At 63.8% G+C, this 23,538-nt stretch carries 25 protein-coding genes and 1 pseudogene; 13 read left to right on the top strand and 13 right to left on the bottom strand.

Going from position 1 to position 23,538, the window contains the following annotated elements; all coding sequences use genetic code 11:
• Window positions 1-31 precede the first annotated feature (31 nt).
• Complete coding sequence (locus AWC31_RS06735; protein ID WP_085143558.1) at window positions 32-505, top strand: hypothetical protein; 474 nt, start codon at window positions 32-34, stop codon at window positions 503-505.
• Here AWC31_RS06735 and AWC31_RS37775 read toward each other — a convergent pair.
• Together AWC31_RS37775 and AWC31_RS38265 are read right to left on the bottom strand one after the other, a co-directional pair.
• Window positions 493-834 (bottom strand): hypothetical protein, encoded by a 342-nt coding sequence (locus AWC31_RS37775; protein ID WP_234816754.1) that lies wholly within the window; start codon window positions 832-834, stop codon window positions 493-495. The two genes, AWC31_RS06735 and AWC31_RS37775, sit on opposite strands and share 13 nt — an antisense overlap.
• A 48-nt stretch (window positions 835-882) precedes the next feature.
• Window positions 883-1,068, bottom strand: a pseudogene (locus tag AWC31_RS38265) (helix-turn-helix domain-containing protein); the annotation flags it as partial.
• A 1,180-nt stretch (window positions 1,069-2,248) separates the two neighbouring features.
• Here AWC31_RS38265 and AWC31_RS06720 point away from each other — a divergent pair.
• Window positions 2,249-2,797, top strand: coding sequence for a TetR/AcrR family transcriptional regulator (locus AWC31_RS06720; protein WP_085143555.1), 549 nt, complete (start codon window positions 2,249-2,251; stop codon window positions 2,795-2,797).
• Here AWC31_RS06720 and AWC31_RS06715 read toward each other — a convergent pair.
• The gene (locus tag AWC31_RS06715; protein ID WP_085143554.1) at window positions 2,787-3,713 is read right to left on the bottom strand and encodes an LLM class flavin-dependent oxidoreductase; all 927 of its coding nucleotides are present in this window, start codon (window positions 3,711-3,713) and stop codon (window positions 2,787-2,789) included. The two genes, AWC31_RS06720 and AWC31_RS06715, sit on opposite strands and share 11 nt — an antisense overlap.
• A 190-nt stretch (window positions 3,714-3,903) precedes the next feature.
• Window positions 3,904-4,929 carry an aldo/keto reductase gene (locus AWC31_RS06710; RefSeq protein WP_085143553.1) on the bottom strand — a complete coding sequence of 342 codons (1,026 nt, stop codon included), beginning with the start codon at window positions 4,927-4,929 and terminating at the stop codon, window positions 3,904-3,906.
• A 167-nt stretch (window positions 4,930-5,096) separates the two neighbouring features.
• Here AWC31_RS06710 and AWC31_RS06705 point away from each other — a divergent pair, with 167 nt between their 5' ends.
• The gene (locus AWC31_RS06705) at window positions 5,097-5,732 is read left to right on the top strand and encodes a TetR/AcrR family transcriptional regulator (RefSeq protein WP_234816753.1); all 636 of its coding nucleotides are present in this window, start codon (window positions 5,097-5,099) and stop codon (window positions 5,730-5,732) included.
• A gap of 34 nt (window positions 5,733-5,766) precedes the next feature.
• Here AWC31_RS06705 and AWC31_RS06700 read toward each other — a convergent pair whose 3' ends face one another.
• Together AWC31_RS06700 and AWC31_RS06695 are read right to left on the bottom strand one after the other, a co-directional pair.
• On the bottom strand, window positions 5,767-6,309 hold the full coding sequence (locus AWC31_RS06700) for a nuclear transport factor 2 family protein (protein WP_133060115.1): 543 nt from the start codon (window positions 6,307-6,309) through the stop codon (window positions 5,767-5,769).
• Between the two features lie 71 nt (window positions 6,310-6,380).
• Window positions 6,381-7,232, bottom strand: coding sequence for a LysR family transcriptional regulator (locus AWC31_RS06695; RefSeq protein WP_085143551.1), 852 nt, complete (start codon window positions 7,230-7,232; stop codon window positions 6,381-6,383).
• A gap of 69 nt (window positions 7,233-7,301) precedes the next feature.
• Here AWC31_RS06695 and AWC31_RS06690 point away from each other — a divergent pair, with 69 nt between their 5' ends.
• Genes AWC31_RS06690 through AWC31_RS06680 form a run of 3 tightly spaced genes read left to right on the top strand, consistent with a single transcriptional unit; the run spans window position 7,302 to window position 9,418 of the window.
• Window positions 7,302-7,619: a hypothetical protein gene (locus AWC31_RS06690; RefSeq protein ID WP_067850024.1), complete on the top strand. Its 318-nt coding sequence runs from the start codon at window positions 7,302-7,304 to the stop codon at window positions 7,617-7,619.
• Window positions 7,592-8,368 carry an SDR family NAD(P)-dependent oxidoreductase gene (locus tag AWC31_RS06685; RefSeq protein ID WP_207626313.1) on the top strand — a complete coding sequence of 259 codons (777 nt, stop codon included), beginning with the start codon at window positions 7,592-7,594 and terminating at the stop codon, window positions 8,366-8,368. The genes AWC31_RS06690 and AWC31_RS06685 overlap by 28 nt, the downstream gene beginning before the upstream one ends.
• A gap of 15 nt (window positions 8,369-8,383) precedes the next feature.
• Window positions 8,384-9,418 (top strand): amidohydrolase family protein, encoded by a 1,035-nt coding sequence (locus AWC31_RS06680; protein ID WP_085143549.1) that lies wholly within the window; start codon window positions 8,384-8,386, stop codon window positions 9,416-9,418.
• An 82-nt stretch (window positions 9,419-9,500) separates the two neighbouring features.
• Here the strand turns inward: AWC31_RS06680 and AWC31_RS06675 are convergent, their stop codons facing one another.
• The 4 genes from AWC31_RS06675 to AWC31_RS06660 form a co-directional block, all read right to left on the bottom strand.
• Entirely contained in the window at window positions 9,501-9,953 is a 453-nt protein-coding gene (locus AWC31_RS06675; protein ID WP_085143548.1) for a pyridoxamine 5'-phosphate oxidase family protein, read from the bottom strand.
• A gap of 90 nt (window positions 9,954-10,043) precedes the next feature.
• On the bottom strand, window positions 10,044-10,778 hold the full coding sequence (locus AWC31_RS06670) for a hypothetical protein (protein WP_133060114.1): 735 nt from the start codon (window positions 10,776-10,778) through the stop codon (window positions 10,044-10,046).
• An 11-nt stretch (window positions 10,779-10,789) separates the two neighbouring features.
• Window positions 10,790-11,350, bottom strand: a complete 561-nt coding sequence (locus AWC31_RS06665; RefSeq protein WP_085143546.1) for a VOC family protein — start codon at window positions 11,348-11,350, stop codon at window positions 10,790-10,792.
• A gap of 61 nt (window positions 11,351-11,411) precedes the next feature.
• Window positions 11,412-12,206, bottom strand: a complete 795-nt coding sequence (locus tag AWC31_RS06660; protein ID WP_085143545.1) for an SDR family NAD(P)-dependent oxidoreductase — start codon at window positions 12,204-12,206, stop codon at window positions 11,412-11,414.
• 294 nt (window positions 12,207-12,500) lie between these two features.
• Here AWC31_RS06660 and AWC31_RS06655 point away from each other — a divergent pair, with 294 nt between their 5' ends.
• From AWC31_RS06655 to AWC31_RS06645, 3 genes are read left to right on the top strand one after another with little or no spacing between them, the layout of a single operon-like run.
• Complete coding sequence (locus AWC31_RS06655) at window positions 12,501-13,250, top strand: RraA family protein (protein ID WP_085143544.1); 750 nt, start codon at window positions 12,501-12,503, stop codon at window positions 13,248-13,250.
• A gap of 16 nt (window positions 13,251-13,266) precedes the next feature.
• The gene (locus AWC31_RS06650; protein WP_085143543.1) at window positions 13,267-14,484 is read left to right on the top strand and encodes a DUF3500 domain-containing protein; all 1,218 of its coding nucleotides are present in this window, start codon (window positions 13,267-13,269) and stop codon (window positions 14,482-14,484) included.
• A gap of 17 nt (window positions 14,485-14,501) precedes the next feature.
• The gene (locus tag AWC31_RS06645) at window positions 14,502-15,455 is read left to right on the top strand and encodes a LysR family transcriptional regulator (RefSeq protein ID WP_085143542.1); all 954 of its coding nucleotides are present in this window, start codon (window positions 14,502-14,504) and stop codon (window positions 15,453-15,455) included.
• 41 nt (window positions 15,456-15,496) lie between these two features.
• Here the strand turns inward: AWC31_RS06645 and AWC31_RS06640 are convergent, their stop codons facing one another.
• The gene (locus AWC31_RS06640; RefSeq protein WP_085143541.1) at window positions 15,497-16,093 is read right to left on the bottom strand and encodes a TetR/AcrR family transcriptional regulator; all 597 of its coding nucleotides are present in this window, start codon (window positions 16,091-16,093) and stop codon (window positions 15,497-15,499) included.
• A gap of 81 nt (window positions 16,094-16,174) precedes the next feature.
• Between AWC31_RS06640 and AWC31_RS06635 the strand changes: the two genes are divergently transcribed.
• The 3 genes from AWC31_RS06635 (at window position 16,175) to AWC31_RS06625 (ending at window position 19,840) form a co-directional block, all read left to right on the top strand.
• The gene (locus tag AWC31_RS06635) at window positions 16,175-17,671 is read left to right on the top strand and encodes a carboxylesterase/lipase family protein (protein ID WP_085143540.1); all 1,497 of its coding nucleotides are present in this window, start codon (window positions 16,175-16,177) and stop codon (window positions 17,669-17,671) included.
• A gap of 164 nt (window positions 17,672-17,835) precedes the next feature.
• Window positions 17,836-18,582 carry an NHL repeat-containing protein gene (locus tag AWC31_RS06630; protein WP_085143539.1) on the top strand — a complete coding sequence of 249 codons (747 nt, stop codon included), beginning with the start codon at window positions 17,836-17,838 and terminating at the stop codon, window positions 18,580-18,582.
• A 154-nt stretch (window positions 18,583-18,736) separates the two neighbouring features.
• Complete coding sequence (locus AWC31_RS06625) at window positions 18,737-19,840, top strand: coiled-coil domain-containing protein (RefSeq protein ID WP_085143538.1); 1,104 nt, start codon at window positions 18,737-18,739, stop codon at window positions 19,838-19,840.
• A gap of 42 nt (window positions 19,841-19,882) precedes the next feature.
• Here AWC31_RS06625 and AWC31_RS06620 read toward each other — a convergent pair whose 3' ends face one another.
• Window positions 19,883-20,770 carry a serine hydrolase gene (locus tag AWC31_RS06620; protein ID WP_085143537.1) on the bottom strand — a complete coding sequence of 296 codons (888 nt, stop codon included), beginning with the start codon at window positions 20,768-20,770 and terminating at the stop codon, window positions 19,883-19,885.
• 251 nt (window positions 20,771-21,021) lie between these two features.
• Between AWC31_RS06620 and AWC31_RS06615 the strand changes: the two genes are divergently transcribed.
• Window positions 21,022-22,674, top strand: coding sequence for a phospholipase D-like domain-containing protein (locus AWC31_RS06615; RefSeq protein ID WP_085143536.1), 1,653 nt, complete (start codon window positions 21,022-21,024; stop codon window positions 22,672-22,674).
• On the opposite strand, the gene AWC31_RS06610 is transcribed toward AWC31_RS06615, so the two are convergent.
• A complete protein-coding gene (locus AWC31_RS06610) occupies window positions 22,625-23,383 on the bottom strand; it encodes a DUF1906 domain-containing protein (protein ID WP_085143535.1) in 759 nt (252 codons plus the stop codon). The genes AWC31_RS06615 and AWC31_RS06610 overlap by 50 nt on opposite strands.
• Window positions 23,384-23,538 lie beyond the last annotated feature (155 nt).

Below are 23,538 nucleotides of genomic sequence, written 5' to 3'. Positions count from 1 at the left end.
AACGCCACGATTGAAGAGTACGGTCCAACTCATGCGACTGATGGGAATTGCGGTCAAGCTAGAAACAGAAGGGCGACCGACTGCCCGTGCCATTGTGATCGAGCCGGGCACCCCAAATCCCTTGATAGTCGACTCATTTGCGCTCACGGGGGACGACGTAGACTTCACCAGACAGCTTTTCGAACTGAGCCAGGCGACCCGATCACGATCCGCGGCGCTGAAGCCGGAGCGGGTGGTAATTGCCCGCGCAGACTTTCCACCGACCGGATCTCGCAAAGAGGGACCGAAGCTGCGGCTGCTCGCCGAGGGCGCGATCGCCGCTGCGGCCCGAGAGATAGTCACCGAAACAGCACTTGCCACTGGTCTTGAGATTGGTCAGTGGGATGGAACGAGCAAGGACGAGGTCAAGGCCAAAGCCAAAGTGATGCTCAGAGCGGCGGGATTACCTCAGAAGTGGCTAGAAGCCACGATGGCGGCAATTGGCGCGCTCGCCTACAGTCCTTGATCCTTGCTAGAGCCAAGGCTCTCGGCATTGCCGGGAGTGATGAACTGGCCGATCGTGACCTGTGCTGCTGCCAGCGCTTCGCGCCGCCGTTCGTCGGCGGTTTCGCTTGCCGTTACCGCGGCGATTAGATGCTGTACAACCTCGGCGCGAGCTTCATCGGCAGCAGCGAGTGCATCTGTGATCGCGCGTTGTTGCACCAAAGCCTCTCGTAGTGTGGTCAACTCGGCGCGCAGGCCGCTCTCCGCGGGGTCGGGTATGTCGAACCTGGCCCGAGTGCGAACTTCGTCCCGTAAACGCTTGAGCTCATCGCGAAGTTGGGAAACGGTCACCCGTTTTCCTTCTCGACGTGCGTCAGCGGAACTATCCCGTGCTTTGAGATAGGCAACGACGCTGGCTTCATCGATCCGCCAAGCGAAGCGGGTACCGCGCTGAACTGGCCGACCCGCGAGGGCGCCGTCCCTCACCAATTTGCGGACGGTCGGACGCGAGATTCCTAGCCGAACTGCGGCTTGGTCCGTGCTGAGTTCCGGGTCAGCCACGTTGTCAGGATACCGTTGTAGCATTTTCCTTTCCATGGGCGAGTCGGTCCCAGATCTGAGAAGGAAACAAGGCATGATTTTTCCTATGAACTTTACTCGGCATCACGCCGGCCCGCTGTTGGCCAGCGTGCTCGCCGCCGAGGGACGTGCGGATCGCGCTTTGAGATTCCCTCTCCTGCAGACTTACGCGGATTCGGTCATCGACCTGGCGCTACGCCTCGAATGCCCTTTGTTGATGGCCATCGGTGCAGATGGTCAACGCCTGCTAGGGGCCGTCGAACTCCGCTGCCAAGGAAAACTGGAACAGGTCGGTTGGCATACCTCGCTCGCTGGGAGGGACGTGCTCTTGGTTGGTGTTGCTGGCGTATCCGGGAATGGAGTTTCTGCTGCCGCCATGGCGGCTCGCCGACTCGGAGCAGGCAAGGTGCACGCATGCTCACCTGACGCGGAGATGAGTGAAGGGCAGCTTGTGGATTCGTTCACTCTGCTCTCCGGGCGGGCCTCGAGCGTCAAGCGACGTCGGACTGCATAGCCAAACCGGTGAAAGGCCTCATGCACCAATGAAGGCTAGCCAAGCTCCACAGATACGGACATGAGCGTGCCTGTCTCGACCTGGTAGTTCTCGACTCAGTGCCAAACGCTTCGCGCGAAGCCGCCCCTGCGCATGTGGCGGACAGGATCGGCATCTTCTGACCTCCGCTTTTGCAGCGAAGATTAACAAGCCGCCGCGACACGCCCGAATCTTGTCAAAGTAGGCAGGCGTGTCTTGTCAATCTTCGCTGCATCTCTACATCGGTAGGTCTGCCGGGTCTACCTGGCGGGCGGGGAGCCGGGATTAATTCTTTGGCAGAGAAGGTATCCCACTCCCCGAGGTTTCCATCGCCGTCGCACCCCACTTCCGTGGGAGGGGCATTGGCGGTGCGCCTGTACCAGCGCAAAGGCTTTCGATCCAGTCGGGCGGGGTCGGGGGCGAGCTCGACGTCGTCATGCGCAAGGCCGTCCCCTGAGAACAGAGTAGATCGCCGCTGGCGGATAGTGATCCATCGGAGATAGCGTCGATGGCGATGTCTGAGAACCTGCCGTTGCGTCGTTCGTGCCGAGGCCTTCTGGTCGACGGCGAGCGGGTGAGACTCCTTGCACACGGACAAATGCTGGTCGGTACTCGTTTAGAGGGTGCCGAGCCTGCCCGCCGGGGTGGTCTGGCATGACAGCGCCACGCCGCCTCCGTGCCGATGCTCGGCGCAGCCGTGAGCGTGTGATCAGCGCTGCGACGGAAGTGTTCTTGCGTGACGGTGCGGACGGTTCGCTGGAGGAGATCGCCCGTCAGGCTGGCGTCGGATCGGCGACCTTGCATCGGCATTTCCCGTCGCGGTGGGAACTGCTTGATGCGGTCTTCACCGGTACGGTCCGGGCGTTGTGTGAACGGGCCGCCGGTGACACCGCGGCCAGAGACCCTGCGGCAGCTTTGACATCGTGGTTACACGAAGTGGGGGAGTACTTTTCCGACGTGCGCGGACTGGCCGCCGCCGTGCTGCACAACCGTGGAAACACGTCGTGCGAGGCGTGTCACCGGTTACTAGTGCAACACGGTGGTCCGCTCCTGGCGAGGGCTATCGCATCAGGCGCAGTGCGGCAGGACGTCACCATCGAGGAATTGCTTGCGCTGGTGGGCGGAGTGGCTCTCGCGACCGAACAGGACCCATCCGTCGGCCACAGGTTGCGCACGCTGGCGCTTGAAGGCATCAAACCTTAGTGACGTCGGCGGCGATCGACTCGAGCTTGTCCACGCCGGAGTTGAAGTCCGCCGCGACCGGCATCAGGACCACATGATCGGCGCCGGCTTCGATGTATCGTCTGGCGGCCGCGGCGATGGTGGCTCCCGAGCCGGCGGCGGTGAGGTCGGCGGTCAGGCGGTCGCTGCCTTCGGCGCGATCCTGTGCGGTGTAGCCGAAACTGTCGAGCACTCGTCCGTACGGAACACCCTGCATGGCAAAGATCTGCGAAATGCTTTGTGATGCAGCGATTTTGGCTACCTCTTTATCGTCGTCGACGAATGTCGTCAACCCCACGATGATCAGCTTGTCATCTCCGAGCACCGATCGGATCTCCTCGACATAGCGCGGCGGAACCAGTGCCGGGAATACGCCGTCGGCGATCTCGCCGGCTTGCCGTACCGACCGCCGGCCGTTGGCAGCCAGAATGGTGGGGTAGTCGACGGCGGGGGAGTCCGACAGCGGGACGGGTTCCGGCATTCGCGTCACGTACTCCCGTAACTGGGCCAGTGGCTTGTGATACACCAGGCCAGCAAGGGTCGCCATGAAGTCATAACCTGATCCGAGTCCGAGCAGGAAACGGTCCGGGAAGGCTTCTACCAGCTGGTGCGCCGCGGCGTGGGTAACCATCGGCGGACGAGCCCATATCGGGGTTACCGACGTTCCAAAAGTCAGCTGATCGGTGGCGCCGAGCAGGATGGCGATCTGCACGAAAACGTCCTTGCCGCCCACGCCTTCGTTGGCCCAACCGTTGCGGTAACCCGCGGCTTCCAATCGTCGCGCCGCCTCGATCTGGTGTTGCACAGGAGGCACTGCAGACAGGCCGATGCTGGGCATCGCGAATCCGATCGGCCGCAGGGTGCGACGGACGGCGGTGAGACGTTCCTGGGTGAGCATGCGGGCGCTCCTCAAACGATTCGTCGAAATGGGGTGGCACCCCACTTATCTTCTGTGACCATACTCACCGGCCGCAAGCGAGGTCAAAAGATGTGAAGATCTTGTCCATCGCTCGGCGTGAATCGGTTCAAGCCCAATGCAACAGAATGACACTCAATTTGACGATCGATAGTCGCGGCCATCGGGCCGGTCAGATCGCAGACCGGTTGTTGAGTGACCGACGACGGAGTTCGGTGAGCTGCATAGCCGGAGGAACGTAGGCCTGGTCCAGCGTGCCGACGTCGCTGCCCGGCGGGACAATCTCGTCGATGCGATCGAGCACGTCGTCGGTCAGTACCACGTCGAGGCCCGACAGCAAGTCCTCAAGTTGCTCCATGGTGCGCGCTCCCAGAATGGCGCTGGACACCCCGGGATGACTGATCGCAAACGCCATGGCCATGTGCGGCATCGACAGACCAGCCGCGTCGGCCAGTGCGATGAGCTGTTCCACTGCGTCGAGACGACGTTCATCGCGGAATACCTTGAATATTGGCGCGCGGTGTGAATCGGTCTCTTGACCCTTGCGGACGCGGCCGGTGAGCATGCCCTGTGCCATGGGCCCCCACACCAGGACGCCCATGCCGTAACGCTGGGCAAGGGGCAAGATTTCGGATTCGATGCTGCGGTTGAGGATCGAGTACGGAGGCTGCTCGGTGCGGAACCGATGCAGCCCCCGTCGTTCGGCGACCCAGTGAGCTTCGACGAGATCGGAGATCGGGGTATTCGAGGATCCGATGACGCGGACCTTCCCACTGTGGACGAGGTCCGACAGCGCCGAGAGCGTCTCCTCGATGTCGGTGTCGGGGTCGAGGCGATGAATCTGATAGACGTCGAGGTAATCGGTCTGCAGCCTTCGCAACGAGTTCTCGACCGCGGTCATGATCCAGCGGCGAGAGGTGCCCTGCTGGTTGGGATCGTCGCCGAGTGCGCGGCTGAATTTGGTTGCGAGAACGACGCGGTCGCGTCGACCCTTGAGTGCCTTGCCCACGACGATCTCGGAGTCGCCGTAGACGTCGGCGGTGTCGACGAGATTGATTCCCGCGTCGAGCGCCTTGTGAATGATGCGGATGGAGTCGTCGTGGTCGGGATTGCCGAACTTGGGCACGCCGAACATCATGGCGCCGAGGGCGTAGGGGCTGACCTTGATGCCGGTTCGGCCGAGCGGGCGGTAGTGCATGACCTATCTCCTTTGACGCAGGGCGATCGTGGGGGCGCCCGGATGACGTAGTCTCGCCATATCCGGAACGGGATTCCACAAAAAATACGGAACGGCGTTCCGGAACGCAACCGATAGCGGAATGCCATTCCGAAATGGACTCGCAGATGCTTCGAGAGGGGAACCGAGTGGCGAGGGCTCACAGGGGTGAGGAGACCCAACGAGACGATTCCCGGTTCGAGGGCGGTCCGAGAACGCCGGGCGGGCGCCGCAAGCGCGTTGACGCTCAACGCAACCTTGGCGCACTGCTCGATGCGGCGAAGGGGGTATTCGCCCGGTCAGGTGTGGATGCTCCGGTTAAAGAGATCCTCGACGCGGCCGGTGTCGGTGCAGGGACGTTGTATCGGCACTTCCCACAGCGCGCCGATCTCGTCGCCGCCGTGCTGGCGCACGAAATCGACGAGTGTGCCGACGCTGGGCCGGCGCTGAGCGCCGCGCACGAGCCCGCCGTAGCACTGTCTCTGTGGCTGAAGCGCTTCACCGAGTTCGTCGCGACGAAACGCGGGCTTGCCGGTGCGCTGCACTCTGGCGACCCCGCGTTCGAGGCCCTGCCGGGATACTTCCTACAGCGTCTCGAACCCGTTGTGGAACACCTGATCACATCGGCAGTCGGCACCGGCACCATCCGTACCGACGTCACGGCCAGGGATCTGTTGTACGCCGTCGCCCTACTGTGCCAACCGGTGCCCGGCGAAGGCGTCGCTTACAACCTGCGGATGGTGGAAATTTTCATCGATGGCCTCCACGGCCCAACTGCACGGTGAGTTCCGACATGGTGCGTTGCGGTCAGTGACCGGCTCACTGCGGTGGGATGGCGCCCCAGTACTCGTGCAGTCCGCTGAGCCGGTCATCAGAAACCGTGAGCACCACAATCTCCCAGTTGCGATAGGACAAGGCCGGGCCAGCTGTCCCGACGGCCTCGGTTTCATAGATCACCCGTGATCCAGCGGTGGTGCGGGCAGTCACGACACTGTTCAGGCGTGCTCCGCTGAGCCTGTTGTCGTTGGCCCAGTCGATCAATCGCTCATGTCCCGTAGTTCCTTCGTGTTTTCCCGCGTACGGGCCGACGGGGAACCAGAAACTGAACTCAGCGGTGGTCATGTCCAGGAACGGCTGCCATTCCCCGGTGCGCCACGCATCGCGAAACCTGTCCATCGCGCGGTCCGCGACAGCTGCCGGCGGCTCGCGAACATCACCCGCGCACCCGGCGAGCGCCGCTGTCAACAACACTGCCGACCACACCCAGACTGAGATGCGACGACCACACCATCGCACCTGAGCCCGCCCGGTCGGCACGAGCCCGCGCCGACGGACGTGTTGAGCGCCCGAGTGTTTCGCCATGGAGCTCAGTGTGGTGTCGGCAGTGACCGATCGCCAATAGGTTTCACTTCCTCTGTGATAGCCACACCCAATCAGTGCCCACTCGCTGAGACGCGTGCGGACGAGGCGGCGGTGACGAACGCGGCGACCGTGTTTCGGTGGTCATTGGCATTGTGGGCGAGGACGATAGTGCTGGTGCCCGCGTCCTCGACGGGAACGCAGACGGTCGCCGGCGGTGCGGGTGACACAAGCGAGCGCGGTAAAACCGCAACTACACGTCCGATCTGGACCAAGGGAACCAGTTCGGTGACATCCTCGATCTCGGGTCCGGCGGATTGATCGGTCGGGACGCCGACCCAGCGTGCGAAAGTCTCTGCGGCAAGGTCTTTGAGGCGGATGTTAGCTCGTCGGGCCAACGGATGGGTCTGTGGCAGGAGCGCGACGCGATCCTCGACGTGCAGGGGCACCGTCGTGAGACCGGCGAGATCATCGAACGGGGCATAGAGCAATGCGACGTCGGCCTGCCCGTCGCGAAGTGTCTGCGCACGGTTTGTGCCGCTGCAGAATACGATCTCTACGCGTCTCGCATCCTGCTGCTCGGCATACGCGGCAAGTAGCCCGGGCAGAAGCCCCGCGTCCCCTCCCGGTTTCATCGCGAGCCGCAGATGATCGGGTTCGCTGGCCTGTTGGGTTTTCTGCACGGCGATGTCCATCGCGTTGAGGGCGTGCCTGCCGTGTTCCAGGAGCGTCGTACCGGCTGCGGTCAGGGTGACGCTGCGACTGGTGCGAACGAACAGATCCACGCCCAGGCGCGACTCGATGCGCTGGATCGTCTTCGACAACGCCGGCTGAGCGATGCGCAACTGTCGTGCCGCGCGGCCGAAATGCAGGCGCTCGGCGACGGCCACGAAGTACCGCAACTCCCGAATCTCCAGCATTTCCATTCCAACAGGTTATCGATCGAGGCCTGATGTGTATTGGACGCCGGTGCCTTCGGCGGCTGAACTGTCTGCATGATCACCCATACGATGCTGGTCTCGTTCGCCGATCCCATTCCCGACGAGGAACTCGAACGATTCGTCTCTGATATCGAGAACGCGATGGCTGACACCGGTGTGGTACGTCGCTTCCATGCGCAGCGGCATATCGCGGTCGACGGCGAGCAGGCAATCCCGGCGTTTATCGCGACCGCCGTGCTGCAGTTCGAAGTTTCGAGCGAAGCCGACCTCGCGACGCTGTTCGCGGCTCCGGGTGCGAGTCCGGTCATCCACACATGGCAGGCCCGCCGCCCATATCGGGTGGCGTGGGTGAACCACGAGACGTCCGCGTGACCGGTTTCACCGGCAAGGCGAGCATGGTCACCGGCGCGGGGAGCGGAATCGGCCGCGCCATCGCGGTCGGTCTTGCGCAGCGCGGCGGCGCGGTCGTGGTGCTCGACGTGGATCCGAACGCGGCCGAGCAGACCGCCGAGACGATCATCGGGTCAGGCGGTCGGGCGGTCGCAGTTGCCGCGGACATCGCCGATGAGGACGCCGTGCGCGACGTGGTGGCCGCAGTGGTCGAGGAGTTCGGGCGGCTGGACATCGCGGTGAACAATGCTGCCGTCGCCTCCACCGACCAGGACCTGACCGACATGTCCGGCAGGCACTGGGAGCGAGTGCTGAGGATCAATCTCACCGGCACGTTCTTCTGCCTCAAATACGAGATCCCGCAGATGATTCGGGCCGGCGGCGGGGCCATCGTCAACATCGCCTCCAACGGCGGGTTGTATGCCATCCCGCGGGCTCCGGCGTACGTGGCCAGCAAGCACGGCGTGGTAGGGCTGACCAAGGTCACCGCCGTCGATTACGCACGAGACGGGATCCGCGTGAACGCGGTCGCACCGGCGATCACCCGCACCGCAATGTTCGACGAGGTCGCCGACGGAACCGACATCGTCGCGCAGCAGGAAGCCGCCACGCCGCTCGGCCGGTTGGCAACACCGCAGGAGATCGCCGACGCCGCGATCTGGCTGTGCTCCGACGAGGCCTCCTACATCACCGGCACCGTCCTGTCCGTCGACGGCGGACGCCGAGCATGAACTGAAAGGACATCAATGACACTGCCGGGCATCATCGCCGTCGAGGAGCACGTCGCCACGGACGCCTTCCTGAATGCGGCGCACCGGCTGGAGGTTGCGCCAGCCGACCGCCGCGAGCTCGAACTGATGCGCACGGTCGAACGCCAGGAGCGGTTCCGCACCGCACTGACCGACATCGACGCCCGCATCGCCGAAATGGACGCCGCCGGTCAGGCGATGGCAGTGCTCAGCATCAATCCACCTGGCGTGCAACCCTATTCCGCCGCCGACGCCGTGCCTCTGGCCCGGGCCGTCAACGACGATCTCGCCGCCATCCTGCAACGTCACCCGTATCGCTTCGGCGCGCTCGGCACCATCACGCCGCAGGCAGTGGATGCGGCCACGCAGGAGATCGAACGCATCATGGGCCCGCTCGGGCTCAACGGCGTAATGATCAACTCCCACACTCATGGCCGCTACCTCGATGAGACGGAGTTCCAGCCCATTCTGGCCGCCGCGCAAGAGTTCGGCGCGCCCATCTATTTGCATCCGCGGTTCCCGAGCACGCTCACCCCCTACGACGCCTACGGGCTTCAGGGCGCCATCTGGGGCTACCAGGCCGAGGCGGGCCTACATGCCATGCGCCTCATCATGAGCGGAGCGTTCGACAAGTACCCCGACCTGACCATCGTCCTGGGACATCTGGGCGAAGGAATCCCCTACTGGCTCAGGCGTATTGACAACAGGCACGCGTTCGCGGCCCAGGTGTCCGGATCTGCCGGCCGGATGCCGGCACTCGAACTGACCCCCAGCGAGTACTTCCGACGCAACTTCGCCCTCACCACGAGTGGAATCGACGATCCTGCTGTGCTCGACCTCGCCCTTGACACTGTCGGCGACGACAACATCATGTTCGCCGTCGATACTCCCTACGAAGACACCGCCGCTGCGGTCCGCTTCCTGCGCGACGCGCCCCTGACCGACACACAACGCACCAACATCGCGTACCGCACCGCCGAGCGGGTATTCGGCCTGGAGTGCTCAGCCACCCACACTGCCGCGTCGCACTGATCGATTCACCGGCGTGCACGTCGATCGAGCCAGCCCACTCCGGAAGTAGTGTGCGGAGACGAAAGCCCGCGCTAGAGCTGGCTCAGATTGGGGTTCCGTAGGACGTCGTCTTTCCGGTGTGCCAAGGCCCAACGCCGGAGACGCGTGTGACGTCGACAGTGACGAGGAGGTGCCCGCCTTCGTTCAGCTCGAAGCTGGGCGCGCCGGTGTACTTGTGAAACAGCTGGTCCATGAATCTTTGTCCGCGTTCGAGATCATTGTCGATCGACGCGATGCCCTCAATGAGGAGATGTCGGGTCAGACCGCTTTCGAGTTTCCGATCATCCTGGATTGAGAGAATGCATTGCGGATTGTGTGCGAGGTTCTTTCCCTTGACCCGCCACGGCGGTGTTCCGAACTGGATCTGCCCGGCATCCGTTATGTCGATCCAGATGAAGGACACATGTGGGCGGCCGTTGGGCCGCATGGTCACCAGATGGGCGCACGGCCGTGACTCGATGAGCGCGCGGGCCTCCGGATGAAAGTCATAAGCCATTGTTCGCTACCTCTCGAAATACGTACCTCACGTGAAAACTCAACACCCCCAACCGGTTCGGACAACCGAGGGGTTGTCGTCGTGCCGACTTCAGAGTATTTCGGCCACCGTGAACGGGGCCCAAGTGATGTCACCGTAGAGGACACTGGCCACATCTGGGTCCGAACTCGGGGCTAGCGCCGCAGCGGGGTGATCGGCATCGAAGAGCCATTCGATCGACTTGACCTGAGCCTCTTTCACATCGGCGACGAACGGTACCGCGACCCGCGCGATCTGCTCACGATCGTCCGGGCCGGCGAAGGTCGTGAAGTAGTTCAAGTGCCCGCCGATCGTTGCCAACCTTTCGGTACCGACCGACGACGTCGTTCTCACGACAACCTTGCCGTCGACGTAGAGCTCCTGGACCAGTTCGCCTGGACGAGGCTCGCTTTGCTGCACATATCCGATGTCGGCACGGTTTCCGCATGACGCCTCGGCGAAGGACCGCATGCCCGCCGACTCCAACCAGTGATGGGTGAAGAAGCGGCCATGCCCGGTCGCATTCCCATCGCTTGTCTGGGTGTCGTATCCGCTGACTTCTGGGGCGATGTAGCCGCACGACAGGCGCCCGTACGTCCCCATTCCGGACGAGCGTCCGGGATCCTCTGCGGCCCAGAGGTTCAGCAGCACGACCCCGTCGGGGTGAGGTTCCAACCGGCTCGGAAGGGCCCGTCGCGCCGCGGCCGGATCCGCGGGCCGGTACCCGATAATCATCATTCGAGCGTCCTTGATGATCTCTCGTGGAAGCGGAACGACATCCGGGCCGGCAACAGTGTCAACACTCATGACGTTTCCTTTTAGTTCGTAGGTGCAGATTGTCCGTTGCTCCACTCTTGCGTCGGCGCGAGCAGTCGAGCCTCGGTGGCGGACTCATAAGGGAGGTCATGTGCGGGACGCGACACCAGTTCCAGCAGCAGCCCGATCGGCGTTCGGACGTAGAGAATGGTGACGCCGGCATGGGGGACACCTTCGAGGAGGACGGGGCCGCCGCACGCACTACATCCGTGCTCTTTCAGGTATCGCATCGCTTGGTCGATGTCGCCCACGTGAATCGCCAGATGCGACGCCCCGACATCACTGTTCGCCGGCCACTCCTCTTTGCGATTCGTCGTGGTCCATTGGATGAACTCCACGACCTGAGTCGCCCCGAGCCTGACGTAGGCAAGTGATGCCGAGGCGCGGGCGTCAACGTCGAAATGCGTAGACATCCAGTCGCCGGAGGGGTCGGAGAAAGGCCCGGCCCTGAGAATTTCCTGACCTCCGAGAACCTCGACGCAAAAGGACACGGCAGCATCGAGATCTTGGACCGACCAACTGACATGGTCGACATTGGTTGCGGTAGGGATAGATTGGGTCATCACATGTACATCCAGTTCTAGTTCTGTAATCAGCGAGATCGCACTCAGGCAGTAGGAAGTTTCATCTCAAACGGTCGGAATGCTGCCACCGTTCACCGTGTATTCGGCACCCGTGACGAATGATGCGAGCGGGCTCGCGAGGAAGACGTTGACCGCGGCCACTTCCGCTACCGTGCCGAGTCGGGCAAGGGGGGAGCTTGCGAACGTTGACGGCGAAGTGTTCAATCGCGGCTTCCTTCTCCATGCCGAAAGACTCAGCGACAGAATCACCGAATCCACCCGGCCGGTCCCACATCGGTGTGCGCACAGGGCCCGGACTGACAGTGTTGGCACGAATTCCCGCGCCGCCGAATTCAATCGACAGTGCCTTCATGAACATGAGGATCGCCGCCTTGGATACGTTGTACTCAGCGAAAAAGGGGTCAGGCATTCGGCCGGCATCGGAAGCAACGCTGACGATCGAGCCCCCGTTGGCGGCTTTCATGTGGGGCACCACTTCGCGGCACATTCGCACGATGCTCAGGAAATTGACGTCGAGTGTGCGCCGCCAATCAGCATCGGTTCCCTCGAGCGAGCTGCTTCGGACTGGCGCGATCCCGGCACACGAGATCAGGACGTCGATGGAGCCGAACGCCTCCAGCGCTGCAGCGGCCGCGGCCGACGCCGAGTCCGGATCCGTCAGGTCACACTGGAACGACCGGAGCTGCGGGTCCTGCCGAGCAGCGAGGGGGTCGACGTCAAGGTCCACCGCCAGGACGTTGGCGCCTTCGGCAAGCAACTGATTTGCCGTCTCGAGTCCGATGCCCGACCCCCCGCCGGTGACGATCGCCGTCTTTCCTGAAAGCAGGTAGTCCATGTGCCATCTCCATTGATAGTCCCGTCATTCGATGACGTCCTGATGAAAGCGAACTTCGAATCTCGCATGTGATACACGAGTGATGTTGAACGCTAAGTGATTTGGAACTCCTTGGCAAGTATGGGAAAACCGTCACTACTCCGGGGGCAGCGATCCAAAAGATTGGCGAATGGCTGCCATTCAAAGATCGAAGGGCACGTGAAACCGGTCTCGGATACGGTTGAGCGATTGGCGGTACCGCGTTATTTGCGTCGAAACCAATTGCATCACAACGTGTTTTAAAGAGGAGAGTTGATGACCGACCGAAGGTACGACGGATCTGTCGATGTCAGGTTCGACTGGGTGACGATTCACGATCCGCTCCCGCCGACCGACCCCACGACCATTCAGCGTTTCCTCGCCCTTGACGACCTGTCCAGCACTGTGTCCGATGTGCTGGACGAGTTGGGCGTGCGCGGTGCGATTCCCACGTCACGCCTGAGTCCGTCGATGCCGAAGGAACGAATCGTCGGAAACGCCACGACGGTGCGAAACGTGGGTCAGTCGCGGTCCGCGTATGCCGCGGTGTCCGACAAGGATTGGCGCATGGCCGAAATCCTCGCCCTCAGGACTGCGAGCCCAGGGGACGTCCTGGTCATCGAGGGCCTCGCCGAGGTATCGAACATGGGCGGCTTGATGGCTTCGGTGGCCAAGCGGCAGGGCGTGGCGGGTGCGATAGTCGACGGCGGCGTCCGCGATCTGGGGAGATCGCGCTCCTTGGACTTCCCGGTGTGGTCGCGTGACCACACTCCGGTCACCGGCAAGTGGCGCAGCATCACCACCGAGGTGAACGGAAAGATCCGGCTGTCCGACATCCAGGTCGCGGCCGGCGATCTCATCGTCGCCGACGAGACCGGGATTTGTTGCATCCCTCGTGATCTCATCTCCACTGTCCTTGAGCGCGCAGAGCAGATCGCGTCGTCCGAGAGCGGTTTCGATGCCCTGCTGAAGGCCGACGAACCGGTCGACGGCCTTATCGACTACCTGTACGGCGGGGCAGACTGAAACCATATAGTCTGCAATGACTTTCGATACATTCACCTCCCGGCGGCCCCGCACTCCCGCCGAGATCAGGGCGCTCGACGCGACGCGACCTCTTGCCGTCGAGCTGGCCGCGAAGGTCGCGGCATGGCTTGAGAGTTTGTCCAGCGAGCAGCGCACACGTGCCACCTTCGGATCTCCCGGCAGTTCGGAGAATGAGCGGTTGCTGTGGTTTTACACTCCGACCGACCACGGCGGCCTCCCGTTGGTCGACCAGCGCCCGGCGCAGCATCGCCTGGTAATGCAGATTCTTGCGACGGGACTCTCCGAGCCCGGGTACGTCACCCTGGTCACGGTCATGGGCATGGAGAACGTGCTCGACCGCTTGGAGGGGTGGTCGATGACCTTCGAACGAGATCGGGGCAGAGACCCCGGCATGTATTACGTAAGCGTGTTCGGGTCGCCGGGTGATCGACTGTGGGGCTGGCGATTCGGCGGCCACCATGTCTCGGTCAATCAATTGATCGCCGACGGACGCGTCGTATCCACCACCCCGCTGTTCCTGGGGGCGGACCCGGCGGCTGCGCCGTTGCTCGGCAGTGTTCTGCAACCGCTGGTCAGCGTGCAGGACGTCGCGCTTGATTTGATGCGATCTTTCGATCGCGACCAGCGGACGCGTGCGCTGATTCATCCCCGGGCAGTCTCAGATCTGGTTGGGGCAAACCGTTCCCTGGTCTCGGAGGGCGATCAGCGGCTGCCTTTGCCTGATGTGTTCCGCGGTCGTTTCACCGACAGTCAGGTGGCAACCCAGCTCGACGAGGTCAACGAAGCGATGCAGGCAGGCTCTGGTTACTCGGCCGAAGACGACGCCCAAGTCGCGTTGACCGGGGTGCCGAAAGGCCTGCCGGCGGCCGCCATGACAGCGACGCAGCGGGATGCGCTCCGGATTCTGCTCGACCTGTACTTCACGCGGGCGGCCGAACCGATCGCCGAGTCGTACCGGGTTCGATACCAGGCAGCGGACCAGTTCGACGCACTGCACGTCGCGTGGGCCGGTGCCATCAAGGCCGGCGAACCGCACTACTACCGCATCCAAGGCCCAGGAATCCTCATCGAGTATGACAACACCCAACGCCGCGCCAATCACGTTCACGCGGTCTGGAGGGATCCAACGGGTGACTTCGGAGTCGACACTCTCGCCCATCATCACCACACGGCGCATGGTGCGCTCAGGGCACACCGTCCCAACGAGGTTTGAACAGGTAGCCTGCGGTGATGGTGTCATTGCGGGCACTTGAGTCCCTGGTGGCAGTAGCTGACCACGGATCGATCACCCGCGCCGCGGAAGCGCTGCATTCGTCGCAGCCCGCGGTGTCTCAACAGCTCGCCGCACTCGAACGCGAGACACGCACGCAGTTGTTCCATCGCGAAGGACGCGGAGTGAGGCTGACGCCCGCCGGTCGTGCGGCCCTGTCCGACGCGCGGCGGGCCCTCGACGCCGCCGCGGCGGCGGTGCGCTCAGCGCGCGTCGTCGGGGAAGGCGCCAGCGGGTCGTTGCGGCTCGCGTGCGCGCAGAGCCTCACGGTCGCGTTCCTCGCCCCGGTGATCCAACGATGGCTCCACAGCGAGAGCGCAGTGATGTTCACCCTGCGGGAATCGACCTCGATGGACGTGCTACTGCAAGTCCTCGACGACGACGAGGTGGATGTGACATTCGTAGCCGCGCCCACTTCCGTTCCTGACCGGTTCACGGTCACTCCAGTGGCGGACGAAGAGGTTGTCCTGACAACAACATTGGATCATCGCCTGGCCCAACAGCCCGCGGTGCGACTCGATCAACTCGACGGCGTCCCCATCGTTCACTTCGCACCTGAGAATGGTCTGGTCTCCTGGCTGGATTATTCGCTCGCCGAGGCCGGCGTTCGTCCGGATCCCGTGATGAGAACCGCGGTGACAGCATCCGCACCCCAGCTCGCCGCAACGGGGATCGGCGTTGCCATCACGCCGATCAGTGCGGTCGGCGATGGTTTTCCCGGAGCCGTGCGGTCCTTCTCACCCCGCTGGTTTCGTCAGCTCGTGGCCATCACCCCCGCCGCGCCTGACCCACTCGCCGCCCGCTTCATCGGCGAACTTCGCGCGCGGGGCGTGCGCGTACCGACGGAGATCCGGCAGCAACTTGCCACCGACCTCGCGACAGGAGACGACCTCGTTCGCCCCGACGGCATGTAGACCAGAGTCCAGACCCCCGACTCGACAGCGACTCCGAATCCCTACGACGTGAAGAGTTCGTCGAGATGCCGATCGATTGCGGCGAGGGCCTCTCCGGGATTGATGACCTCCAGGTCGAGAAGGGGCGTCAGGCCGGTCAACGCAAGAATGCGGTCGGTCTCGATGTTCGTGTCGCGATCGCCAGCGATCTTTCCATCATTGATCGCTTGCGCGATAAGTTCTTGGACCTGTTGCCGTCCCTGACGTAAGCCCTCCCGCGCACGATTGCGAATCATGTTGTCGTGCAGTGCTTCGAGAACATAGGCGGCATTCATTCGGCTCGTCGCGCGCGCATCGTCGTGCAGCGGCAGCATTTCGATGAGTATCAACCGCAGGACGTCTCGGGGGTGCGGTGCCGCGTCGAGCGCCTGCAGGCCGCGTGCCACTCGCTGAGCAGTCTGTTCGGCGGCGAAGTCCATCGCGAACGAGAGCATCTCCTGACGACTCGCGAAGTAGTGCTGGAGCTGGCCATGTGACATCTCGGCCTCCGCCGCCACCTCACGCAAACTCAAACGCTGAACCCCGCGTTGATCCACCACACGCCATAGAGCGCGAGCGATCGTCTCGCGACGCTCGCGGTGATCGACCTGCTTCGGCATTTGCCCTCCCACGTTTCCAATACACTTGAAATAATACAGGTGGATGATTACCGTCGGCGCATTGAAAAGTGGGGAGCAGGCATGCACGAACATCCGCGCGTCCGAACAGAGCAGGGGCTCCTTGAGGGTCGACTACGGCGAGGGAACGCCGACTTCCGCGGCATCTCCTACGCCCAGCCCCCGGTCGGTGCGCTGCGATTCGCTGTACCCGCACCTGTCGCTTCGTGGGACGGCGTTCGGCACGCGGTCGAATTCGGTCCCGCTCCACCGCAATCGGGCCCAGGCCCGCAGGCGGACCCGTCCCAAGATCCGGACTGGCTGACACTCAACGTGTGCACGCCAGACCCCGGCACGACGGGATTGCCCGTGTTGGTGTGGCTGTGCTGCGGCGGCTACATGGCCGGCACCGCGGCCGATCCGATGACCGATCCCACAGCCCTGGCCGACGCCGGCATCGTCGTGGTCAGCGTCCAATGCCGAATGGGCGCGGAAGGTTTCGCCCTACTCGATGGTGCTCCGTCCAATCGCGGCCTCCTCGATCAGATCGCGGCATTGGAATGGGTCCAACACAACATCGCCAACTTCGGTGGAGACCCGAGTCGTGTCACCGTCGCCGGGGTCTCCGGCGGAGCCGGGTCAGTGGCCGCTCTTCTCGCGGTCCCCCGCGCCTGCTCGCTGTTCCACCGGGCCATCACCCACTCGGTTCCCGGTCTGTACTGCACCCCTGCGCTGGCCGAAGAAGTGACCGCCACGCTCGCCCATCGCCTGGGTGTCACGCCGACAGCGCAAGCGCTCTCCACCGTCACTCCACAGCGGTTGGCCGACGAGGTCACCGCACTGTGCCTCGACGCGCCCTCCTATCGCGAGCGCTGGGGCCGCCTGGCTCACCTGGGCATCGTCGTCTGCCCGGTGATCGATGGAGAACTCCTCGGCGACACCCCGTGGGCCGCCCTCGCCGAGGGTCGTGCCGAAGGAATCGATCTGCTCGTCGGCCATACTCGTGACGAATTTCGGCTTTTCAGCATCATGATGGGCGTTCGGGGCACCTTCACCGACAACGATGCGTGCACGGCGATGGAGGTCTTCGCCCCGCGTCCCGACGGTCCAGGCGCATACCGCTTGGCCTTTCCCGACGCCGGTCCGGAGGAACTCGTGGAAATCGTGTACTCGGATGCCACCTTCCGCATGCCGTCGCTTCTGCTGGCAGAAGCAAATACCGAGGCCGGCGGCAACAGCTTCCTCTTCGAATTAGCCTATGCCACGGGGCATTTCGGCGCGTGTCACAGCATCGACGTCCCACTGGCCTTCGCGACCCTCGACAGTCCCACCGGCCGACTGTTCTTCGGAGACCACCCCACGGCCGATGCTCTCGCGGTGTCGCACGAACTCCACCAGGCATGGGTCCGCTTCATCACCGAAGGCGAACCCGGATGGCCCCGCTACAGCACAGACCAGCGAGCGACCCGAGTTCTCGCGGCGCCCTCCACCACCACGACCTATCCCGAGGAAACGTCGCGGCGGATCTGGCTCGGCCGTCCGCCGGTCCCGTTCACACTCCTCGACGACTCCCGTCTCTGAAGCAAGAGCGTGCTTAGTATCCGTGGGTGGATACGGAAACGCCGAAGGCCTGGCGACGGTCGCAAAGGGCGCTCGGATTCCTCATTGCGGTAGCAACCCTCGTAGCCGGCATGGTGGCGTGTTCGCGGGAGTCCGCGCCGACGTCGCCGTCTGTAGATGTCCCATTGCAGGCCGGCCAGCAGACCGTGCTCCTCGAGGCGATGGGCTTTACCGATATGGCCGTCGACGCCAAGAACACGCTGTACCTGGGCGGAAGCCTCGGGATCGCGACGCTTGCACCGGGAGCAGACAAACCAGTCCCGTTGGAACACGGCAATCTTCCCGTATCGACATTGGCGGCAGCGCCAGATGGCACGTTGTATTTCGTCACTCTCGACAATGTGGTCGAATCTCTCGCACCGGGATCCACCGCCCCGGACCGGCTGCCCTTCGGCGAACTTCGGCAACGGAGCCAGATCGCAGTGGGGAAGGACGGCACGGTCTACCTCGGCGACAATCAGCAGGGCAAGTTGTTGACGCTCGCGCCCGGTGCGAACTCCCCGAGCGCGCTTCCAGTGGAAGGCGTCAACGGGATGGGTCACATGGTGGTCGACGCGAACGACAACGTGTTCGTATCCGTGATGGGCAAAGTCGTGAAGATCGCGAAGAACGCGACGACTGTCGAGACGGTCGAAGGCGCGCCCGACAATGTCGGCGGCCTGGCGGTCGACGCCGGCGGCAATCTATATGCGACTGACATTGAAGCGAACACGGTATCCCGGATGCCAGCTGGTGGAGGTGAGTGGGTCCAGCTACCGTTCAGCGACATCCAGGGGCCAAGCAGAATTGCCGTCGACGATGACGGCAACGTCTACGTCATCGCCGCGATCAGAGACCGAGGACGCCAGATCATCAGGCTCGGTGTCGAGTAGCGCCGCAAAGTACTGCACACCGGAAGCATGTTGCGGCTCGTCAACCGGTTGTAAAGGACGGGTGGACATCCTCCGAGTGAGTTCGTAGCCTGTCCGAGTCACACACCGCCGGGCCAAGTTAGGTCCTTGCACATGAAGGATCGAGACAGACCGAATGACCCGGGTGCGCCAGTTACTGCGGCGAACGGCGTTGGGTTCGGCTGCCGCGATCCTGGTGCTTGCGACATCGTTCGGCGACGTCAAGGCCGACCCTGCGGCTGACGCGCTGGCGAAGCTCGACGAGTTGTCCCGACAGGCTGTGCAGACGCGCGAGGCTGTCACGAATGCCCAACGCGATGCCGATGCCAGACTGGCCGAGCAGACAGCGGCCGAGGACCGCCATCGTGCCGACCTGGCTGGCCTCGAGGCCGCGAACGCTCAGCTCGGGCCTTATCAGGCCGCGGCCAACCGCGTGGCGGCGATGACCTACATGAGTGGACGTACCGGTGGGATCGCGGCAGTGCTGACGGCATCCTCCCCGCAGCAACTGATCGACCAGCTGTCGTTGCAGCGGACGGTGGCCGCCCAGACCGCCGAGCAGTTGAAGGCTTTCCAAGCGGCACGTGAGCGCGCGGCCACCGCTGCCCAGGCGTCCGAGAAGTCGGCCGCCGACGCCCGCGCCGCGGCCGAGCGGGCCGCTGCGGTACGCGCAGACCTGGACGCCAAGTGGCGTGAGCTGCTTCGTCAGATCGCCGCCGCGGAAGCGCAGTACTCGGCATTGACACCGCAGCAGCAAGCGGTGGTCGACAATGCGAGCCCGCCGCCGAGTGCGCCCGCTCCCGCAGACCCGGCGATCGTCGCGATGCCGGGCCAGCCTCCCGCCGACGTCGGTTCGTCCCTGGCGGCTGCTCGCGTCGATATCCCAGAGGCGTTGCCCGTCGGCGTCGCGAACGAGGCGGGGTTACAGCCCAACACCATCCTGGCCGCCCGGGCCGTCAGCGCACGGTTTCCGCAGATCGCCGACATCGACGGCGTGCGGCCCGACTCGAAGCCGTGGCATCCGAACGGTCTGGCGATCGACATCATGATTCCAAACCCCGAAAGCCCCGAGGGCATCGCGCTCGGTAACGAGATCCTGGCGTTCGCGATGAGCAATGCCGCCCGGTTCGGGTTGCAGGATGTGATCTGGCGTGGCACGTACTACACGCCGGCGGGTCCGCAAGCGTCGGGATACGGTCACTACGACCACGTGCACATCACCACGACGCCGCGCCGCTGACCGACGAGCTACCGGTCGGCGAGTTCGGCCAGATTGTGAAGTTTAGACGTGCCCGCCGGGGAACATCGTCTTGACAACCTGAGTGATGTGCTCGCGGGCGGCGCCGGCGCTGGTGGGGTCCAGTGAGCTGATCGCCATGACGTAGCGGCGTTCGGGACCGATCGCGCCGGTGGACACATGTAATTGGTTGCCGCCGTTCCAGCAACAGAACCAGCCCTGCTTGACCGCGACCGGCTCGCCAGAGAGCCCGTCGGGGATGCCGAACCGCTGCGGGTACCCGTCGGTTCCGGTCGGGGTGGATTGTGCGAGGTTACCGATGATGACGTTGGCCTGTTCGGGTGGCAGCCCTCCGGCGCCATCCAGCAGCATGTCGTAGTACCGGACGAGATCGCTTGCCGTGCTTTGCGTGACGTCCCAATGTCCGTTGTAGGGCGCCGTCGTGCCCGTCAATCCGTACCGCGCCACGACGCGTGAGATCACGGCGTTTCCGCCACTCCGGTCCCAGAAGTTCTGGGCCGCGCTGTCATCGGAGGACCGCAGCATGATGTCGAGCGACTTGCGGTCGGCAGGGCTCAGCTCCGTCTCGCCCTTCGATTCCTGCAGCAGCAGGTCGTCGGCGATGAACAGCTTCACGACGGAGGCGATCGGGAACGGTTGATTGGCGCCGGTGGAGATGATCTGGCCGGTGTTGCGGTCCAACACGGCGACCGTGATGTCGGCCCCGGACTCCGCCGCAGTGGCGGTTGCTTGCTGGGTGCGGGCATCGAGTCCGTCGAACGGCGCGGCGGGCGGACTCTGGGGCAGCGCGGGCATCGACGCTTGCGGGGCGGCCGGCATGGCCGAGACCTGTGCCGTACAGCCGGCGACGACCATCGCCACGCCGAGAACTGCCATGGTCGTCATCGCCGACTTCGATCGCCGCGGCCGCATAAGTCCTCCGAAGGTTCTGAGCCAGGGAGCTTGGATGGACTCTGCGCTCACTGGTCGTTTCAGCCTAACCGGCCCACCCGCACCGATTCTCGGTGAGCGGGTGTACTGGCATTCGAAACGCTGTCCGCTGGTGTGCCCCGCAGAACGCGCTCGCAAACAAGCCACGACCACGCTGACTGTCGCCCGATCCATCGATGACGGAAGATGGTCGAGAACCGCGTACTGAGTGACAGCTCGCCGATTCGACGGAAATGGTGACCGTGGACAACGATGAATCGAGGCGTGACATCGTGGGCCATGACCACGAGCGGGTAGTCGTGCCGGGCAAGACGTGCTGGCGGACCGCTCAGGCCGATCGCTATGCGCACATTGTCGACGGCGCCGACTATCTGTACCACGTCAAGGCCGCGATGCTGAACGCACACAGCCGAATCATCGTGATCGGCTGGGACTTGGACTACCGCACGGCCTTTGAGCGGGGCGAACACACGCTGGCCGGGCCCAATCAGCTCGGCCCGTTCCTCCATTGGCTGTTGTGGCGCCGTCGCGAACTCAACGTCTACCTTCTGAAGTCGAACCTGCGGCTCTTACCCGCGTTCGATGGCTTCTGGTTCGGTGTCGCACCTGTTGGGCTGTTGAACCAATTCACCTCAGCACGAATGCATTTCGCAGTTGACGGGGCACACCCTACCGGCGCGGTGCATCACCAGAAGATTGTGGTGATCGATGACGCAATCGCATTTTGCGGCGGTATCGACCTGACGATCGGCCGCTGGGACATTCGTGCGCACCTTCCCGATGACCGCCGTCGGCACGGCCCCGGCGGTGTCTACGGTCCGCGTCACGAGGTTGCCGTAGCGGTCGACGGAGACGCCGCGCATCTACTCGCGCAGCAGGCCCGCGAACGGTGGAATGGTGCAACCGGTGAATCACTGGATTCGGTGCGTCGGTCGCAATCCGCTTGGCCCGACGGGCTCAGCGCCGCACTGCGTAACGTCACGGTCGGCATCGCCCGGACGCTTCCCACGCTCGCGCAGCGCACCGAGGTACGCGAAGTCGAAGCCCTCAACCTGGCCGGTATAGCCGCCGCTCGAGACGTCATCTACCTCGAAAACCAGTACTTTGCCGCGCGCGGGATTGCGGAGGCGATCGCCGCGCGGTTGCGTGAACCGCACGGACCCGAAGTCGTCATGGTTCTACCGCGTAGCTCCGAGAGCCGCCTGGAACAACAGTCGATGGACAGCGCCCGTGAACGACTCATGGGTGTGCTCCGGTCGGCAGACCTGTATGGGCGGCTGGGAGTCTATTGGCCCGTTGCCGGTAACGGGGTCACGGTGTATGTGCACTCGAAGGTCATGGTGGTCGACGGTCGACTGCTTCGGATCGGCTCGTCCAACTTCAACAACAGGTCACTGGGATTCGACAGCGAGTGCGACATCGCACTGGAAGCGAACCCCGCTTGCGTGAACTCTGCGGAGATCGAACGCCAAATCCTTTTCACCCGAGACAGTCTCGTTGCCGAGCATCTCGGAGTGTCCGTCGTCGACTTCCGTGACTCGATGCAGCGCCATGGGTCGTTCCTCCAGGGTGTCGAAGCACTGCGGGGGACCGGGCGGTCACTGCGAAAGCTGACCGACACCATGGTGTCGGCGGATGCGAGCCCGTTCGCCGAGAACGATCTGATGGACCCGTCGCACGTTCCACCATCTCTCGCGCAGAGCACGTTCCGGCTGGCCGAACGACTGGTGACCGCGCCGTTGAGGCGCTCCGGTCTGGTGTCATTTGTCGAAGGATGGTTGGCAGGATCGTCGCGAACGACCGACGGTCGGCCGGGGCACGGCTCAGATCACACAATCACTGATGCTTGTTCCACTGACCGCAATCCTGGGCCAGGACGTCGTTGACGTCGACGCGGATGCCGCCGACCACCGGTCCGGGGTTCGACGCGGTGTCGATGATGCGCTGGTAAAGAACTGCGGCGGGATGGATCTGACCCCCAGACCAGGACCGGGTCTGCCATGCCCACACGCGGCCGGGCGTGCTGGACCTCCCGATAACACCGTCGGCGATAGCCCACTGGCACGGTCGGATACCCGCGTAGATACCGGTGCGCTGCACTCCGATCACCGAGTTGATGCCGCGAAACCACGGCAGCGCAACGTTGTTCCAGGTGTTCTGGTCGATATCGTCGTCAACGCTGAAGAAAATCGGTGCACTCCGGCCGCCGCCGGCCGCGGTATGCAGTTGCCAGGCGGTGCGCGCATCGGCGACGCCACCGGCGTATCCGCGGGTGAAGTCTGACGGCGCTGTACCGCCCGGCTTGCCGTATTGGTAGTTACTGACGATGATCAGCCCCGCAGCGGTCAGCTCCCGGGCGTAGGGCAGGGTGATCGGCTTAGCTCCGAAGGACGAGCCCGGACGCGATGTCGAGACGTAGTTGATCACCCCGGCGTGGCCGGCGGCCCGGATATCTTGCGCCGGAATCTGGCGCATGGCGAAGTCGATGAGTGTGGGGGCGGCGGCCGACGCCGTGGGCGCACCGATGCCTGCTGCCACACCTAACCCCGCCAGCGCGGTGGCATAGCGCAGTGCGTCACGCCGGGAAACCTGCACGTCGCGATGTTAACAAAGTGATTGCTGTTAACAGTGTGACCGCGCTGGCGGGTGTCGGGCTGTGCCCTAATTGAGAGCCGGTGGTGGTTGTGGTTGGAAGGGTTCATACCACCACCAGTCGGCGCGTTCGCCGGTGGGTCCGGGGCAGGGTGGTA

Origin of the sequence: Mycolicibacterium wolinskyi, assembly GCF_002101965.1 — a bacterium.
GTDB lineage: Bacteria > Actinomycetota > Actinomycetes > Mycobacteriales > Mycobacteriaceae > Mycobacterium > Mycobacterium wolinskyi.
Note: the sequence above shows the minus strand (reverse complement) of the source record. Positions and strands in the feature narration are given on the sequence as shown.